The sequence below is a fragment of the Algoriphagus locisalis genome (genome assembly GCF_900116615.1).
In the GTDB taxonomy this organism is placed as follows: domain Bacteria; phylum Bacteroidota; class Bacteroidia; order Cytophagales; family Cyclobacteriaceae; genus Algoriphagus; species Algoriphagus locisalis.
This window is the reverse complement of sequence record NZ_FPBF01000005.1, coordinates 50687-68986: the sequence shown is the minus strand read 5'-3', so window position 1 is coordinate 68986 and position 18300 is coordinate 50687. Positions and strand designations below refer to the sequence as shown.

At 43.0% G+C, this 18300-nt stretch carries 14 protein-coding genes; 2 read left to right on the top strand and 12 right to left on the bottom strand.

Going from position 1 to position 18300, the window contains the following annotated elements; genetic code table 11:
• Positions 1 to 295 precede the first annotated feature (295 nt).
• The 8 genes from BM386_RS14405 to BM386_RS14375 form a co-directional block, all read right to left on the bottom strand.
• Positions 296 to 2368 (bottom strand): Kelch repeat-containing protein, encoded by a 2073-nt coding sequence (locus BM386_RS14405; RefSeq protein WP_139235928.1) that lies wholly within the window; start codon positions 2366 to 2368, stop codon positions 296 to 298.
• A gap of 115 nt (positions 2369 to 2483) precedes the next feature.
• On the bottom strand, positions 2484 to 3740 hold the full coding sequence (locus BM386_RS14400) for a hypothetical protein (protein ID WP_139235927.1): 1257 nt from the start codon (positions 3738 to 3740) through the stop codon (positions 2484 to 2486).
• Positions 3741 to 3760: 20 nt separating this feature from the next.
• Complete coding sequence (locus BM386_RS14395) at positions 3761 to 5491, bottom strand: leucine-rich repeat domain-containing protein (protein WP_091695586.1); 1731 nt, start codon at positions 5489 to 5491, stop codon at positions 3761 to 3763.
• 136 nt (positions 5492 to 5627) lie between these two features.
• Complete coding sequence (locus tag BM386_RS14390) at positions 5628 to 6272, bottom strand: DUF6266 family protein (RefSeq protein ID WP_091695584.1); 645 nt, start codon at positions 6270 to 6272, stop codon at positions 5628 to 5630.
• Positions 6273 to 6688: 416 nt separating this feature from the next.
• The gene (locus tag BM386_RS23490) at positions 6689 to 6871 is read right to left on the bottom strand and encodes a hypothetical protein (RefSeq protein ID WP_139235926.1); all 183 of its coding nucleotides are present in this window, start codon (positions 6869 to 6871) and stop codon (positions 6689 to 6691) included.
• A gap of 212 nt (positions 6872 to 7083) precedes the next feature.
• Entirely contained in the window at positions 7084 to 7278 is a 195-nt protein-coding gene (locus BM386_RS14385; RefSeq protein ID WP_091695582.1) for a hypothetical protein, read from the bottom strand.
• 19 nt (positions 7279 to 7297) lie between these two features.
• Positions 7298 to 8206, bottom strand: a complete 909-nt coding sequence (locus BM386_RS14380) for a terpene synthase family protein (protein WP_091695581.1) — start codon at positions 8204 to 8206, stop codon at positions 7298 to 7300.
• 87 nt (positions 8207 to 8293) lie between these two features.
• Positions 8294 to 8881, bottom strand: a complete 588-nt coding sequence (locus tag BM386_RS14375) for a cyclic nucleotide-binding domain-containing protein (protein ID WP_139235925.1) — start codon at positions 8879 to 8881, stop codon at positions 8294 to 8296.
• Positions 8882 to 9271: 390 nt separating this feature from the next.
• On the opposite strand from BM386_RS14375, the gene BM386_RS14370 reads away from it, so the two are divergent.
• Both BM386_RS14370 and BM386_RS14360 read left to right on the top strand, forming a co-directional pair.
• Positions 9272 to 9745, top strand: coding sequence for a MauE/DoxX family redox-associated membrane protein (locus BM386_RS14370; protein WP_091695578.1), 474 nt, complete (start codon positions 9272 to 9274; stop codon positions 9743 to 9745).
• Positions 9746 to 11227: 1482 nt separating this feature from the next.
• On the top strand, positions 11228 to 11521 hold the full coding sequence (locus tag BM386_RS14360; protein WP_091695574.1) for a hypothetical protein: 294 nt from the start codon (positions 11228 to 11230) through the stop codon (positions 11519 to 11521).
• A gap of 63 nt (positions 11522 to 11584) precedes the next feature.
• Here the strand turns inward: BM386_RS14360 and BM386_RS14355 are convergent, their stop codons facing one another.
• The 4 genes from BM386_RS14355 to BM386_RS14340 all read right to left on the bottom strand — a co-directional run bounded on the left by BM386_RS14355 (position 11585) and on the right by BM386_RS14340 (position 18209).
• Positions 11585 to 12919 carry a RagB/SusD family nutrient uptake outer membrane protein gene (locus tag BM386_RS14355; RefSeq protein ID WP_091695573.1) on the bottom strand — a complete coding sequence of 445 codons (1335 nt, stop codon included), beginning with the start codon at positions 12917 to 12919 and terminating at the stop codon, positions 11585 to 11587.
• Between the two features lie 183 nt (positions 12920 to 13102).
• Positions 13103 to 13318 carry a hypothetical protein gene (locus BM386_RS14350; RefSeq protein WP_091695571.1) on the bottom strand — a complete coding sequence of 72 codons (216 nt, stop codon included), beginning with the start codon at positions 13316 to 13318 and terminating at the stop codon, positions 13103 to 13105.
• An 86-nt stretch (positions 13319 to 13404) separates the two neighbouring features.
• Entirely contained in the window at positions 13405 to 16575 is a 3171-nt protein-coding gene (locus BM386_RS14345) for a SusC/RagA family TonB-linked outer membrane protein (RefSeq protein ID WP_091695569.1), read from the bottom strand.
• The gene (locus BM386_RS14340; RefSeq protein ID WP_091695567.1) at positions 16572 to 18209 is read right to left on the bottom strand and encodes a TlpA family protein disulfide reductase; all 1638 of its coding nucleotides are present in this window, start codon (positions 18207 to 18209) and stop codon (positions 16572 to 16574) included. Before BM386_RS14340 ends, BM386_RS14345 begins: the two co-directional genes overlap by 4 nt.
• Positions 18210 to 18300 lie beyond the last annotated feature (91 nt).

The window sequence follows — 18300 nt, the reverse complement described above, 5'->3', positions numbered from 1 at the left end:
TGAATCTAGAACAGACGGACAGCTGGGTATCATTTCCAATACCTGTAAAAAGAATCAATGCCGTAGGCATGGCAGATTAATAGCCTAGGGTTTCATGTGTTTATAATTTGATTTTCAAAGGCCACCCCGATTAGTCGGGACAGGCTATGGAATCTCGCATGCATTATAATCATCCCTGTGTGTGAGGCTTGGAATCTAAGCTGTTCGTGCGGACACAAATGGCGGCGAAGCAGAAAAGCCCATTTTAAGGAAATAAAAATCTGAAAAAGATCGTGCTAGCGAAATTCAGCAGCATCTATATATCGTAATAATCAATCAGGAAATAGACTGGATCAGCCTCATATAAAATGCCCCCCGTAGAAATAAAATAATACTTTTCATTTGCTGCAAAACCAGTATTAAACCTCATTCCGGAAATATTATTCCGGGGAAAATTATCTACTGTAAAACTTTTTCCAGATACAAGATCCAAACCAGTCACATACCGCTCAGAATAGTTCATGAATTTCCCGTTAATAAACTGAAATCCCTCAAAGTCGCCCATTGCGCCTAAATCCTCAAACTGAAAATCTTCCCAGGTTTCATGTTGCGCATTGAAGCTCATTACCTTCATCCCTGCTCTGCCGTCATCCCAAGGCTCGGCAAAGCCACCACCGATCATGAGTATGCCATTGTATACAAATGAGTGCCAGGGACCGGAATACTCGTTATTTTTAAAAACCCGGTTTAAATTAATCCAAGATTTGGTCTTTGTATTGTATTTAAAAGACTCCTCTACAAAATCAGCCTCTCTAACTCCTTTTACTCCAATCCCCCCTTCTATATAGACAAAGTCACCATGGGAATATACAAAAGCAGGTCTAACGGCTCTAGAGGGAACATCTGGCAAGATCACATAGGAATTAGTCACTGGATTATATTCCACAAAACGGGTCAAACTGCCATCAGCGCTTAAGTAGCCAACATAAATCAGCTTATTTTCTGCGAACTGGGCAAAGGTCGTGCTGTACCCCACAAAAGAGGCAGGAAGTGTTTTTACCTGCTGGAATGTTCGAGACTCAATATCAATTTTCACGATTTTATCTTCTGAAAAGACAAAGCCATTCTTGCCTATACCCACCGCTTTACTCGTTTTGGAGGTCAAGAAACCCATAGTGGTAGGTATTCTGGAATGGCCTAATACCGCATCCTGTAGGTGAACCTGAACATAATTATCGCCCAATTCACCTAAATTGTTTAAATACAGTTTAGACACCCTAGGGCTGATTTCAAATTCTTTACTATAGTTTAAGTCAATTTCACCGTTACTCGCAAAAACATAAAGATCCTCAGATTCCACATTAAACTGAGCATGGTCTGTAATTAGCAGGTTGGTGGCGTTTAGGTTCACACCCTTGATGAGGAAGTTTTGATTGCCATACCCAACATACTCTTGGTTTGGCAACAAGTAGCTGGGATTCAATTGGGCAAATTGTTCCAGCATATAATTCCCGCCCCTGATAGGCAAAACTATAGAAGGTGTGTCGGAGCTTAAATTAAAATTGATCCTAATGGAAATCGAAGAGTCTGTTTGAGTTACATTTCCATATCCTAAAGATTTCCCATCCACTTCCGGGACTATATCATCTATCCCAAAGTATTGACCTCTTATGTTAATCCATTCTCCGAAGTCAACCTTCTGAATTGCCCCTTGTTCAAACACGGGCTCCCTAAAATTCACTTTTTGCTGAACCACAGTGGCTTTCGTATCCGCAAAAACATGAAAGTCAAACACATAATCATCATCAACCTTATTGCTAAGCTTCATATAAGGTATTAGTATAGAGAAGTAGTCTTTTTCTACTTCGACCACCTCTGCCTCTACTTTGTTAATTGATGCGAGATATTTATCGATCAGCGGAAAAACATTCTTGCCAAAAAACCGAACCGTATCTCCAAAGTACAACGGATCAGGCATCTCGATATGATCCAAAGCAAAAGCAGCCAAGCCTTTTCCTACAAATGGAGTGGGTTCGGACTGATAAGTCTCACTGCCTGCTTTGACATAAGCAGACACATAGTATTCTTTTCCCCTTTCCATATAATGAATCGGACTTAGCGAAAACTGCTCTGAAGGTTTTCCAAAACGCTGTACCACAAAATCCTCACTGAGATTCAGCTGTGAACCCTCCCCATAAATAAATCCATACTCAGAAATGGCCAGCTTCGCAAAATTTGAAGCTAAGGCTGTAAACAACAGTTCCTGATTTTCCAATTCTTCTATTTCCAGCATAGCCAAATGAGGAGGATCCTGCAACTGGTCCTCACCTTCTGTGCAGGATAAGAGCATAGCAAGGCACAGCGGTAAAATCAGTAGATATCTTCTCACGTTTTTTTAGTTATAATTTTCAGGAAAAATCTCGCAGGGTTTAGAATAATACCTCCGAGCGCTGTCTTCGACATGCCTGCCTGTCTTCCGGAATACAGGCAGGCATGTCATCTAGTTAGAATATTCTATGTATTTCAAAATATTCGCCTGCCGGTTCCACCACATCAAAATTATTGTAAAGCTCCGATTCAAGTATATCAGAATAAGTAAATGGAGACTGAAACGTAGAAATGGATAACTTGTCAGAAGTAAGAAGCCGAGAAAGGTCAGGCTCGTTGGATAGGACAGATTCAGGAAATTCGGTCAGTTTAAAAGCGGGGTTATCTCCTATTATATTCCAGTACATAGATAAAGATCTTCCCGGCTCTACAATATCTTCGAAGGTGCTAATCTTATAATACGATAGACCATCCAGCGCACCCAGGTTAATTTGTGAGGGTATAGAATTTCCCTTTTCCGCAATGATAGGGTAGGGAATTTTAAGTGACTTCGGTGCCTTTCCTATCGACTTATATCTGAGAGTAACGTCCTTAAATTCATTTAAATCCGCACTTATGTGTAAAATATAATCATCAAACTCCTTTGTAAATCCGACTTGATTATTGACATAATCACTAAAGTGCGGATGGTAGTTTGTTGCTACAGAATACCCCTTTATGAATTTTCCTTCAACCAGGTTGGCTGTGCTCAAATTATATTGCATAGAATAAAATTTTGAAGTGGGCAGATCCATATACTCCACCAAATCAGAAAGTTCGTTCTCATCTATCTCAAAATCAATATAATTGCTCTTATCAGCTTGTCTTAAGGCATATTTCCATTTCCCATCTGGGTAATGAAACGAAATCATACTCATACTATCCAGAAGCATTTGCGGTCCCTTTATATACTGTTGATAAGGAGTCAAATAGTTGAAGAAATTAAAACTTTCATAAAAACCATTGTTCAGACTAATCATCCCTGATTTCAGGGGCACCTCCGAACTTCCCTTCATATAAATGGTCTTTGATCTGTCAAAAATCTGATAATCAGTAGGGGGAAATCTTATATAGATTGATTTTGATGGATCGATTCCCGAATAGGTTTCAATTTTATGGATTGTACCCTTGTGAAATTTGTTATAGTAAGAAAGATGATATTTTTTCCGCTGATCCAGATTGAAATAAACTACATCTCCCTTTTCTACTTCCTCTGAGTAGAGTAGATCACCATTTAAATCATTAATAAACACCACCAGTACATCACCAGGATTGATGACATAGTTATTCATAATAGAGACTCGCAGCTCTATATCCTTAGGCTCCTCCTCCATACATGATGTGGCAATAAGGCTACTAGTAAAGAGGAAAAACAACTTCAATTTCTTTAGCATAGGATTTTTATTCAATTAAGTCAGCGGCAAATCACTCCCGTATCAATATACACGTCTGTACCTGTCTTCCTCAAATCGCAAATCTCCTGAGGAATATAAGTCAGATCGTTGGATTTAAGGCTTAGATATCTAAGTGCGGTAAGCTTCGCCAACTCAATCGGAATCTCCGAGAGTTTATTATTGTCCAGCCTTAAAGATTGCAAAGATTTCAGATTCCCAAGTTCTGGAGGTATACTGGAAATCTGATTGGACTTCATCCGCAGAGTCAATAAAGTAGGCAAGTCACTTAATTGCACTGGTATAGTTGTGAAAAGATCGCCCTCCAGATCCAGCAGTATAAGAGAAGTCATTCGACTCATATTCTGTGGAAGACTTGATAGCTTGTTATTTCCAACGTATAAATAAGTCAATGAGCTCAGATCGACTATAGACTCCGTAAGTGTCGCTAGCTGGTTATCATGTAGTTTCAGTAGGCTTAAATTCCCCAGTCTTCCTATCTCATCCGGCAATCCTTCTAATTGATTATATGCAACATTTAACTCAGTCAACTGGGTGAGGTTAGAAATTCCGGCAGGCAATTCTTTGAGCTCATTGTAATGTAAACGGAGGTATTTGAGTTGCTTAAACTTGTTTTCTGCGAATAGCTCTTCAGGTAATTCGGTTAGTTTATTATCGCTCAAGTCTAAACTGGAAAGGTTCTGCAGATTATTTAAACCTACCGGTATTTCTGTGATCTGGTTACCAAATAAATTCAATACAACTAAAGATTCTAAATCCCCCAATTCACTTGGAAGGGACTTCAGGTGATTACCATCAAGGAGGATAACCTCCAATTTAGAAAGTCTCCCAAATTCAGATGGAATTGATTCAATCTGGTTGAAAGCTACACTCAGGGATCTAAGTTCACTTAAATCACCAAATGAAGCAGGTATGTTTTTTATGTTTTTATTGCTTAACAGCACATCAACTACCCTACAGTTTTCAAGTGTCACACCGCGCCAAGCTTCCATTGGAGCATCTATATTCCAATCCAGACTACTCTGGGGATTTGAAAGGTAAAAATCTACTAGAGCTTTTCTATCCGATGACTCATTAGCCAAAGCCACTTTGTATCTACTAACATCACCTTCGGTAGAGGTAACTGTATATATAGCTCCATTTAAAAAGTCTTGCTCTTTTCCTGATGCAGGTGAAACTTTAGCACCAGCAGAAACTTCAATAGTCGGGACGAATTTAGTCCCAACAGTACCACATGGAGGAGAAATATAAATGTATTGAGAGTCATGATTCACCACCCCATTCACATCCGTACTCAAATTGTTATTCTTAGCTTTTCCAAAGTCAAATTTGAGAATTCTACTTTTCAAAAATTCAATATTATTTACCTTAACAGTGTAAGCCCTACTAACCCCCTCAGCAATCACAGTAAATATTACTTGCTTAGAAAAATCAAATGCTTGATTTACATCTGGGGATATTGTGGCTCCGTCAGAAACTGAAACAGATGGAAAAAGGTGAGATTTATCAACATTCATTGGCAAATCCAAAATGATTGTATTAGCTGTTCTGTCAATTTTACCAATGATATCAAGCTCTATCCCTTCATTGTCAACAGCCAAAAAATCAAACGAAATGATTTCGTTATCGCTTAGCCTAGGATTTTCATTCTCTATTCCGCAGGTAAACGCACATAAAATAATCAGAAAAACAAGTAATCCCTTATTAATCAATTCCTTATTTTGAGGAAACATAAAAACATATAAAGTAATTGATTTTAATATGAAATAATTCGTTTGAAACAACGAAATAATTCTTTCTCATCCAATACCCTCGTGAAAAATAAAGTTATTTTTTTGCAATTTATAAGCTAAAAATCTGAAAGAATTCTCACACCCTGCCCAGACATACAGAATCCGAAAACTGCCTTCTTCCGTAGGACTCAGAGAAGAAGGAGACATACACATAAAATCTCCCCCGTAGGTCGGATGACCAAGGGAACTGGATCTGCTGGGAACCCGACTTCCGGTAGTTTCCTTGGGTAATAGCCCATTTACGTCCATTTTCAGGATCATAGGCCACCACGAAGAGGCGGTCGGCTTCCTTGCCATGCCCCATAAAAGCATTGGGATACCAGGTGATTTCGAGAACATTATCCCCTACCCACTGCGCCTCGGCACCGTCAATTCCCAATACATCCCCTTCTGAAACCTTGACTTTCTCCGGGTAAAGTACAGGAATTCCATTTTCATTGAGTATGCCTGTCTTCAAGAGCACAGAAAGTGCTCTGCCGAAGCCCTGACTTTGGCCTGCATTTCTTTTGGCAAATCCCAGCTCCAACTCTGTTCTTATAGGAACGAGGAATTGTTGCCCTCTCTTAAATGCCGCCCGGTGATAGAGCTGTTTGGCAGTCGGGGGTTTGCTGCTTTTAGCGGGAAGACTCTTGATAATGGTCTTTCCATTCCGCTCATAAATCACTGTATTTCCCAGCTTGCCTGAGATCTTGCCCAGGATACTCGTATTGATGATTGCCATAGCTAATAAAGGTTTGATTGAATTTCTATAGATAGTTTACATTTAGTCGTTTTTATAAAAAAATATGATGATCCGCAATGATGCCAGTAATCTTATATTCTTTGCTTATCAGGCTGGAAGACCCCTGCCCGATGGCAGGCGGGGATGACGGGTGACTCCCGCAGTGGCGGGACGGGCTGAAGTACCAGCAACGCTAGTGTTAACCATACTTTAAGTCGCTTTTTACCTTTTACTGGCGCAATTGCGGATATACATATTATTTAATCTGATTATCCGCAATGATGCCAGTAGCCATATTTTCCTTGGTTTATTGGCTTGAAGACCGATGACGGATGACCGAAGTAGCCTCAATGCTAGGGTTGAACAAATCCTATAATGCTTTAGTCTCTATACTGGCAGAAAAGCGGATATACATATTATTTAATAAATCGCCCAGAGCAATATGATGGAAGCTCCAAATAAAATACCTCTTCGACTCTGACTTCTGTCTTCCGTCTCCCCTCTTCTGTCTCCTGTCTCCTGTCTTCTGTCTCCTGTCTCCCATCTCCCATCTCCCGTCTCCCCTCTTCCATTACTTTATAGTTTTCGGAGGATAGCATTTCCTTCCAGTTGTTCCTCTTTAGGTTTACTATGGATCGGGTTTTCTTTTACATGGCTCTGAGGAAAAGTTATCCCAGAGTCGATGAAATGTCGATGCAAAGTCGAAGGAAAACACCCTTTGGCTGTTAATTTCTATCCAGCATAACTAAAGGACACCAGGCGATACGCTGGAAGACCTTCTGCTGAGGTGGTACTGCACCTAGCCATGATTTCAGTAGATATAGCTCTCTACCTGAGCAAGGGGTATCCCTGAGAATTCGGCAAACTCATGGAGCGTGACGAATTGGTAAGGCTCTTTTCCATTCCTAACCTTGATTTTTACAAGTATAGAATGCCCATAACGTTCACTTCTTCCTGTGATAACCTGCACATCTTTGGGGTATATTACACAGCGTTTTTTGCTCATGATTCACCTCCATTTCTGATTAAAATTTACTTATTCCATTTACTGATATCCCGTACCTTGCTGTATCCTGATCTGACCAATACATACAGCCACCTAAGAGCAGAAGTAATTCATTCACCCAAGCTTCAGAATAGCCTTCTTTTTCCTTTATCAATTCCAGGAGTTTGAACAACTGATCGAATAAGCCTTCAAGCTGTTTCCTGGCATAGCTATAGCTTATGGAATCACTACAGCCTGTCTGCAATTGCAAAAGCAATAACTCATTATGAAAATCCTGATCTTTTCTTTCCTTTTCAACGGATCTGAGATCATTGGATAGGCAGATAATCCGGCCTACTTTCTGCTCAATCCAACTGACAGGACAATCCAGGTTTGTCCAGCCCATCTTTAGTAGATGAAGTGCGAGATAAACTCCCGAACTGAAAAGCCTCATTTCTTTGTATTCCGCCAGTGCAGGAGCATGGCCTGCTATCCTGTTCTGAACTTCCCATTGCTGGGCTTCGAGATAATCACTCCAGCTGGCGTAGAATCCCGCCTTCCAATGTTCGCTTCCTAAACGGGAAATGGACAGCATCAGCAGCCCTAACTGATCAATAAGAGCCTTAACGATACCTGAGGTCCTCAATGCTGATGTAGTGGTAGTATTCGCCAAGGCCTCCAGCAAGAGCATAGATTCATCGGTTCCTACTTCATCCAATAAATCATCCAGGATAAACAAACAGCAGAAAAACCTGGTGATCAAATCTAATTTGCCTGCGTCCATTTCCGGGAAGAGATAGCCTGCAAACCATATGATTTTCTGGTCCTGCATCCGCTCTAACCTGGGTTCACTGGAAACTAATCCTGATTCCCACATCCAGCTACAGATTTCCGGTTCCAAAAAAGGGGTGGCAGTATTGATTGACACAGGAAGTAGGTACTGATTCATATGTTTATAATTGTTTTTCAATGGTCATATGGAATCTCGCAGCGTTTATAACCATGCTAGTGTGTGTCGTTATCGACATGCTCGATTTCATAAGTCTGTTTCCTTATATTCTTTTTGAACTGCGCGTACCGTCCTGTCCGTACATCCAAAATAGGTGGCTATTTTATTCTGGGATAAGACCCGGTCAATACCTGGAAAATCCTGAAGGAATTTCCTATAGCCTTTGTGAATACCCTTCCCTTTTATCGAGGAGCGCCTAGAGACTCTTTCGAGTAATCGATGGTTTATAGCCAAACCCAGCTTGATAAATTCCGGGAAGTGCTTCACTAAGTCCAGCTCGGATTCCTTGCTTACTTCAAAATAGACCACATCTGAAAGACAGATCAGGTAGGATTTGGTCTTTTTCTCTTTAGCGTAGGACTTGAAGTCAAAGGCTACATCCGTGCTTCCAAAGATTTCCTTGAGCACTTCTCCATCCTCCATTTGCTTCATCAGCCCCATATATCCCTTGCATATATAGCGACTGCATTTCTCTAAAGTATTTGGAGCCTTAAGTATGGTCCCCTTCTTCCTCTTCCGGAAATACATGTACAATTTCAACTTCTGATAATCGAGTGAAAGTCCCGGGACCAGTTGATCATAGTCCTCCTTCATTTGAGCTAAGTGTGTCTCCATAACCGTGAATTAAAAATTTATATAAAAAGAAAATAAGAAGTCTGAATGCTGTAGAACCTCCAAAAGCTTAGTAAACAATCACTAACTGTGTGTTAAGTTTATGTTAAGTAAATTAAAAATCCAATAGGTAATTTTTAGTATTAAGTAAAAACCTCCAATAAAATCGGAAATATTTCCTGTTTTCGCATGAATATTTCAGGTAGGCGGAAAATTCTCCTGCATTTTTTTGATTTATGTCAATTAATTTTCTCCTGAAGTTAAAATTCAGAAGCTCTCACTACGCTTTCGGAACAGACTCCCCGCAATACTGCGGGGCAGGCATTGAGGAGAGTGGGGTAGCAAGTGTTAACTATGATGACAACAGCATTGGAAGAACCTTAATAGGAAAAAATGAAAAGCCCAGCAGTATCCCTTACCTCAGTCCTAGTCGAAGGACCCGCCTGGCTTCTGGCCGCTCTCTTTACTTATACAGCTGTAAGTAAGGTGTATGACTGGAGGGAGACAAAATTTGCTCTTTATAACCAATGGTTTCCAGAATGGCTGACCGAGGCTCTCTTGTATGGCTTGCCTATAGTGGAGGTGCTAGTTGCGATTTCCTTACTGATTCCTGCTTTGCGAAAGTTTGGCTTTATGGCAAGCAGCTTACTCATGCTATCATTTACAGGATATGTCTCCTGGGTATGGTTTGGATTTACAGGACGCACACCATGTTCTTGCGGTGGAGTATTGGGTAGTCTGGGCTGGGGAGAACATCTGGTGTTTAATCTGGTGTTTTTGACAGTGGCTGTAATTGGTTATTGGAGTAATGAAAGAGTTAAGACAGAAATGAAAAATTTGAAAAACTTGTCCGCCGTGGCGGATTGAAAAATTGGAAAATTAGGAGAACCCCAACGGGGTGACTTGTAATAGCCTAGGGTGGAGACCTGAGGAACGAAGGGCGTAACCCTAGGTCAAAAAAGACCAGAAGGCCATTGCCTCCTGCGCAGGATTATCATATGGAAACGGGGGCTAATGCAGGAGGATGGAAATGAAAATAATTGAATAGTGGTCTCAGGAGCGTCAAAACATGTCAAAAGATCAATTGTCGGATTGAAAATCCTACGGTTTGAGATCGGGATTACAAATTCCGATCAGCCGAAATTGGAAGATTAGTGGAGTTGTTGGATGTGGGGTGACAGAAGACGGGAGACGGGAGACGGAAGAAAAGTCCAGTGTCCGATGACCGATGCCTTGTGAAGAGAGTATAGAAAAGGGTCTTATTTGTGTGAAGTATCAGCAATTTCTCGATTGTGTGAATGGATAAGGGCAAGTTTATTTCTCTGATACTTTTGAAGAGCAAAAGTATCCAAAACTCTTTGCCCGAGCCTATACTTCAAATCGGAGAAAGGATCATAATGGGAAAACGATTGTGGACCGATTTGATTTTTGAGACTTGTCTTTACCTAAAAATTGGCGGATCTCGCTCAATCCTTCGCGAGCTAGCCAATTTTCTTAACGGTTAAGACTTCATCTCAAAAACCGTATATGCTCCATGGCGCGGCCTAGTCAAGAACTTGGGTGGTTACAATGATGCAAATGTGTGAGTAAGATAGATAAGAAGGAAGAGTTGCATCCGTGTAGCGAGGTTATGATTCCTAACAGCTGACAAGACAAGTGGCTTGCGTGAGATGAGCTAGGGGGCCTGCCTTAGGTAGGCCAGATGGGTAGCGGCGGGTTTTAACCCGGCGTAAAAAAGTCAAAAAGGCCATTTCCCTCGGACACGAGGTGCCATGAAAAAACGAAAGTTTTTCCCGAGGAGGTAACCAGAGTTAGTGAAAAATCGGATTGAAAATCCTACGGAAACAGATCGAGATTACAAATATCGATCAGCCGAAGTCTGAAGGCAGTCAGGAGACTGCATTATCCACCGCACAAGTCAGGAAGACTTGCGCGAATTGAGTAAATGGTCTGTGGAGACACAGACCATGGTGGATAAAATCAGTACAAAACCATAAAACCTTCGAGGTGTGGCAAACCTCAAAGGGTATGACTAAAACGCCAAGGCAAATCCAGCACTGCAAGTGCTATGGGAGCAGCTTTTTATTGAAGAAGAAAAAACAACACGGTTCGTGAAGCCACCAGGTGGTTGCCGGACAACAGCAGGGGGTAAAAAAAATCCGGACGCCCCTCTCGGAAGGAAGATCTGCAATGGTTCGTGGCCTATCAGATCATCCACAGCGACCGGAGTTATCACTAAACTATAATGATTACAACTTATGAAATTGAGCATGACAACCATCCTAAACGGAATAATAAATACCATCCATGCGAGATTCCATAAGGCAATTAAAAACAAATTATAATCTTATGAAACTTTCAGTTTTAAACCTCCTACGCGGAGGTGTATTTTCGCTTGCTGTGGTAGCCGCTTTTGCGTTTACCCAGCCAACTCCAGTAGTTCAATATGCTCAGGATCCAGACACGGGAATCTGGTATGATCTGACCGATCAGAACCCAGCTCCTGATACCTATTCCTGTGATCCAGAAGATGACAGCAATTGTAGGGTAAGTTCTCCTGATGAATTTGGTATGCCTATCAATTCATCAGACAGTGACAGAGAACTGAATGTCATCGATGCCAGTAAACTGACTGAGGTTTAAGCAGATTCTTTTTCCTTTTGGTAAAAGATTAAGGAGAGGCAAAGTGCCTCTCCTTTTGCATTTCTATTTGCCCTCAAACACCAATTCTCTTGCCGGGATCTTCAGCGCATAGGCTTCCTGGCTCAGATCCAGACTCCCACTAAAACTACTTACTTCCCTTTTCAATATTTTGTGAAATAAAGGTTCATTGCTTAAGCGTTTTAAATCCATCCAACGGGTGCTTCTATACAGGAGACTTTTTCTTCTTTCCATCAATATGATATCCATCGCCTCCTGCTGGGAGGAAGCTACATACGGAACATAGTAACCGGTCACCCAACGGGTTTCCAGCAACTTATTCAGATAGTCCATACCTGCCTGTAGGTCCCCTGCTCTTACCGTACATTCTGCAGCAGTCAACATCAGTTCATCTACCGCAATACCTGAAAACAGTTCAAAATTGCCATTATAGCTTCCGGTAAAATTAGGGGAACCCTCACTATTCAGCATAAAATACAAAGGCTTCCTCAAATCCATAGCATCATAGCTTTCATAAATCTCAGAATTCACCAGTAGATTGGTGGAAAAAGAGAAGGAATAGGCAGTTTGGATTCCATTGAAAATGATTTCCTCATTTAGAAAAGGGATGGGATAGGTATTTACTGTATCAATAGTATTGTAATCCATTAATTCCGAACGGATGGCCAAGGCAGCTGTGGAACTCTCCAAGGCTTTTTCATAGTCTCCCATCGCCAAATTCACTCTACTCAATAATGCATAAGCCGCTACTCTGGAAGGCCTGGTCACATACTTGGCTGTTTCCGGCAAAAGAGAAATTGCCTGTTCAAGATCAGATACAATTTCTGCATACATCTGTGAAACTGTAGCCATTGGCACATCTACATCCAACTGGGATTCAGATCTTAAGGGCACTATTTCTTCTTCGGACTCTTTTGCCATTCTATAGTCCGGCATAAACAGCTGGGCTAGCGTAAAGTATCCGTAAGCCCGATAAAATAAGGCCTGCCCCATGAGTTCATTGGTTTGGGGAGAGGAATCCTCAAATCCTTTTACTTGCTCCATCACATAATGGGATACAAAGATTTTCTCGTAACTATTCCTATACTCTAATGTGACCCCATCCGGGTTGTCAATTTCCCCTTTCCAGAACACGGCATTGCGTTGCCAATCATCCAACTCTGCGGCACCCGCATCCCCCAATTCAAAATCGTCAGATTGAAGAAAAAGTGTAAACGCATCTGAATTCATCAATCCATCACCATCCAGGAGGGCTTGTATATCTTCCGGTGTTGTCGGTACCACCAGACTTTTGCTTGGCTTTTCATCCAGAAAATCATTGCAGCTGATGAGGCATAAAATGAATCCGGATAGGTATATTATTCTTAGGTAATTATTCATATGATTATATTTTGTCTTTTAAAGGCCATATGGAATCTCGCCTGGGAGATAATCATCCCTCTGTGTGTCACTTCCGACATGCTCGATTTCACGTGTCTATAGTTTAAGTTTATAAATTTTACACTAACAGAATTTGAGAAAATCATCAAAGGGTTTAAGAATCTTATCCTTCTAAATAGCTAGCTATATGCTAGATTTTATTTGTTCTTTTGGCTTAGCCCAAAAACCAAAAGGCCAAGACGCCAGCAAAGCTTCAACCCGCAGGCCCACCGCCTGGCTTCCTCCTTCGGCGGACAAGACTGCTGCTGCGTCTCCCCAGCGCGCCCTAATAACAAACCAATCTGCTAATGAGGAGTATGCTGTGATAAAATCATCCCCTGTGTTTAGTATGCCCGTCATGGATATTTCGTGCGATAATAATTGATTTTTAAAGTACATATGGCTACCGGTCAGTAGGCACGATTTTAGGCTATTTATGCATTAGGTTAAAAGTTCCAGTTAAGCCCAAATGCTATGGAACGCTGTGGCCGGGAAGTTCTAAAGTCCGGATCCAGCTCATCTTTTGTTGCCTTCCAGATGATCCCCAGATTGTTGGCATAGGTATAGACCGACAGGTTTCGAATAAGTGAACCTGAAAGTCTCCCCTCCCTAAATGAATAAGCCAGTCGGACATCCTGTAGCCGGATATGATCGCCTTTGGCAATTAGTGCCTCGGAACACAGATAAAAACTGTCCCTGAAGGTATTGGCGACTTCTGGCATTGACGGCACCTGTGTAAGTAGCTCATCACCTGCAGTCTGCCAACGCTTATCATAATCCCCATGCTCAAAACTTCCAGAATAAATATTTCTATAGCTCACTGAGGCTCTACGGTAATAATACCCAAGTCTGAAACTGATATTGGCAGACAGTTCCAAACCTTTCCAGCTGAAGGTATTCCGGATGGAGCCGAAATGCACCGGCCTGCCAGGTCCCGCATAGACCAGATTATCCAACGTGGCGGCATTCAGAATCCCCCTGTAATCCTCACTTGGAACTCCATCTAAATACCCCATAGGGTTGCCGTTTTCAGGATTCAGCCCAGCCCAATCATAGCCATACACCCCAAAGAGCGGTCTGCCTTCATAAGGGTTGATCGCACCGGTATTTAGAAAATTGGAAGGAGACAAGGTATAATTGTACCGGGTGACCTTTTCGTTTACATAGCTCCAGAAAAAATCTGATTTCCACTGGAATCCCTTGTCTATATTCAAGGTGCTGAAGTTAAAGTCGAACCCAAACGTAGCTGTATTGGCAAAATTCCCCCTAAACTTAGAAAATCCCGATGAGGCAGGAACTTCTATGTCCCCGATCAGATCTTCACCTTTTTTCTGATAAAATTCCAGCGTACCCGAGATTCTTGAATTTTTGGAAGAGAAATCCAAGCCCAAATTGGCTATCCTTATTTTCTCCCAACCCAGATTGGGATTAGGAGGACTGGTAATGGCCGCTATGGGAAGGTTGGGGATCGTGGAAGAAGAGGAAATAAAATACCTGGCCGTGGTGTAAGCAGAGGTACGCTTGTCCACATTTCCATTGTACCCATAAGTAGCCCTTAACCTGAGATAAGGCAGCTCCTTCATTTTGTACCATTTCTCTTCCGATAGAGTATATCCCCCTCCTACTGACCAAAGCGGCACTCCCCGCTGATTGGCATTGACCCCAAAGAGATTGGACTGGTCTTTACGGGCACTGGCAGAGAAATTAAAACGGGTGCCAATCTGGTAGGAAGCATTGGCAAAGTACGATACGAAGCGGTCAGTGGATCCCGTATGCGACTGGTTGGCAGGAAGGGATCCTAGGATATTATTAAACAGCTTCCTGTATCTTGTATTGGGATCTACCGCTACACTCAGCCCCAACTCATCATCATAACCAAAATAGCGCATTGCATCATTATAGGCTATCAGATTTTTGAATTCAAATCCACCTATAGCATTGATCCTGTTGCCGCTAGCAAATAACTTTTCATAGCTCAGCATGGAGCGGAAGGAATGACTTTCTCCCCTGCCAGTCCCATGGTCCAAAATACCCCCCAATGGCATATGCCGGGTAAGGATTCCATCCGCATCATACTCCGAAAACTGGTTGATCAAATCACGTACATAAAAGGCCTCTTGTGGGATATGGTCTCTGGTTTCGGTCAGGTTAGTCCAGTACTGATACCGGATCTCTGCCTTAAGATCGGGTAGAATCCTGTATCCGAGATTTGCATTCAATCTCAGGTCAGAACTTAGACTTTTATTATCCAAGAGGCCTATCTCCTCTAAAGGAACATAGCGCCAGTTCAGCAAATCCGGATGTTCGGCTTCCACACTGTTCAAATAGCGGTCTGAATAGGCTTCACTGATTGCTATGGGATTCCCCTCATCGTCGGTAAGCCTATCATAGGCAACTCCTCTCGCCAGGGTGGTCCTGTTGATATCCTTTCCCTGTACCCAATAAATGCCTGCTCCTATATCCAACTTGTTATCCAGTAGCTTCCAGGCATTGTTCTGAGACAAAGTCAATCGGCTATTTTCATTTCCTACGATCTGGCTGCTATTGCGGTCATAACCCAAGGAAAGGTTATACTGATGGACTGTACCTGCACCTGATAGATTCAGTGCATACTGCTGATTCACTGCCGGTCTATAATAATACTGGTCCAGCTCATTTCTGAAGTCACGTCTTTTAAACCCTTCCAGCAGCGCATCTGCCTCAGCCTGGGTGATATCCCCATTTTGTGCTTGCAGCAGTACTTCTACCGCGGGTGGTACACTGCTTTTGTTTCGGGAGTTGATACTGGAATTATACAGGCCCCTGTCAAATAAAGTCCGGTGTAAATCGACCAGCGAGGAGATGGACATTTTAGGATTGTAAAACAGATCCGGCTTTTCTACGACGGTGGTATTGGCATTAAATGATACCCTGAAACTCTGACCCTGCTTTGCCCTCTTGGTGGTAATGACGATCACGCCGTTACCTGCTCTTGCTCCCCAGATGGAAGCTGCGGATGCATCTTTCAGTACCGTGATACTTTCCACATCGTTTGGGTTGATGTTTTCTATGGGTCCATCATAAGGGAAATTGTCCACCACGATCAGGGGTTCAGCATTGGCCTGTATGGTAGATCTACCCCGGATACTGATACTCTCTGTTCCTTCCCGATTGAATATCAGACCGGGTGTCACATCCTCCAGGCGCTCTAGGATGCCTGTGCTGACACGTCGGTTGACCAGCTCCTTATCCAGTCCTACAAAGGAGCCGTTAGCCCGTTCCCTGGGGATTTCCTGATAACCTGTGGCCAGAACTTCTACCTGATCCAGTGCAAAATCTGAAAGCGTCATCTGCACATTTAACATGGATTGCCCAGAAGTCAGCTCCTGCTCCAGGGTGGAATATCCCAAATAGGAAAACACCAGAACGACAGACTCTCCCGGAGCATTCAGGCTATAGGTACCCTCCTCATCGGTCACGGTACCATTCGTAGTTCCTTTTACCAATACAGTCACGCCCGGCAGGGCGCTTTTGTCCTGACTATCAGTCACCGTTCCGGTGACGGTCCGCTGGGTTTGTGCCAGTAGCGGCATCCCAGCCAAAAGGATATAGATCAATAGTAGGTAGTAATTTTTCATTTTGATAGAGGTTGAGGTGAAGGAATAGATTCAAGTGATTCTTCCAGGATACTGATCAGGGATGCTGCATCTCTAGGTAAGTCCTGAAATGCCAACAACTGTCCTTCGGTACCCAACAGCACTTTTCGGGGATAGCTATGGATGCCCATATCCCGCATCATGGCATGCTCCACTCCTGCATATACCGGCAGGGAAAGGGCTGAGGTAAATTCCCCTGTGCCAAGGGTGTTCAGCCATATTGTCTTTCTGGGATCAGCAGATACAGATAAGAACACTATGCGCTTATCGTTTTTGAAATGCTCTTCTGCAGGATGGACCACATTTTCAAACTCCGCCTGACTGTACACGCAGCCCGAAAGCCAGAAATTCACCAGAACCAATTTGCCTTCAAACTGCTGTAGGTTCACCCGGTCTCCAGCTTCATCGGCAAAGGAGTATCCGCTCAGATCTGCCCCTGCCACCAGATGATCCTGCATGTCCCGGATCATATCCAAAATCCAGGGGGTCTGAACTGTCTGACCTGCATGGGCAAATGCCTCTGGACTGATGGCCCTGTGTTCTATGTTACTGGCCAGGTATTTTCCATACAGCCTATCCCGGATGGGCTGCTCCATCTGATCGTATTGGAAGAAAAGGGTGGTGCCTTCCCTGAGTGCCGTGAGGTAGCGCTCCAGCAGCAGGATTTCTATGAGTTCGGGTGCCTGGGCATTCCAGCCGAACCGTTCTTTTGCTTCGAGTAAGAATTCTCTTTGCTCCTGTGTAAGCTCAAAAACCTGCTTCCCTAGGTCAGCATATGCTCTGGCAGAACGGAAAAAGGGCAGTAACTGGGCGGCAATAATCCGGGAGGAAATTAGGGAAGCAAACTGCTCTCCCAGAAACGGGGTCTGGGATTCCAACAGGCTCCATGCAGGATGGCTGAAGGGATCGGTAAGAGCCAGACTTTCCACTTGATACAGGCTATCTGCTCTGTTTGTGATAAAGCGTAGGCTTTTTCTCAATCCGGAAGCCTCTTCCTGGGCTTTTTGATACATCTCTGGGTAGCGGGAGATCATTTTCTCCTTTCCACTGGGGGAGCTAACCATCACCGGATCCTGATCCTGTCTGCTTGCCTCCAAACTTTGGCGGATCAGATGCTGTGCCTGATACTTGGGACCTGAAGGTCCGGTAAACAGCACCTGACCTGCCCGTAGATCAATCAGTAGTTTGATGCTGTCTCCTGCAGCGATGAGGTAATTTTTTAGGACAGGAAACTTGTCCAATCTGAGGGAAAATAAAGATACAGCATCTGTAACAGGCAGGTTAAACTCAAAGACTTGCTTGCCATAAGATCCTTCAAATAGATTGCCCCGCATAAGTTCAGATTGCTGCTGTAAAGGCGCAGGGTTTTGCTGGTCATCATCCAGAAAATGGGTCCAGGAAGCCAGGTAAACTGTATCTGATAGCTGCTTTCCTACCACTTCCCCATAGATATAAGCCTCCCCCACTGAGGCAGAAGAGCTTTCGCCCTCCTGCCCTGGATTTCCGAGGCTATAAACCAAATTCTGCCCCGGAGGTGAATCAGCAACTTGTGCTGTGGAAGTGCTTGTGGGTACGCATAGGTATCCCAGTAAGCAGATGAGTATTATTTTTTTCATGCTTTTGATGTTTGTATTGCTGGATGCCCGATGTCGGGTGTCCGATGTCAGGTGGTGTGTTCACAGTCGACAGACGACGGTCCACGGCCGT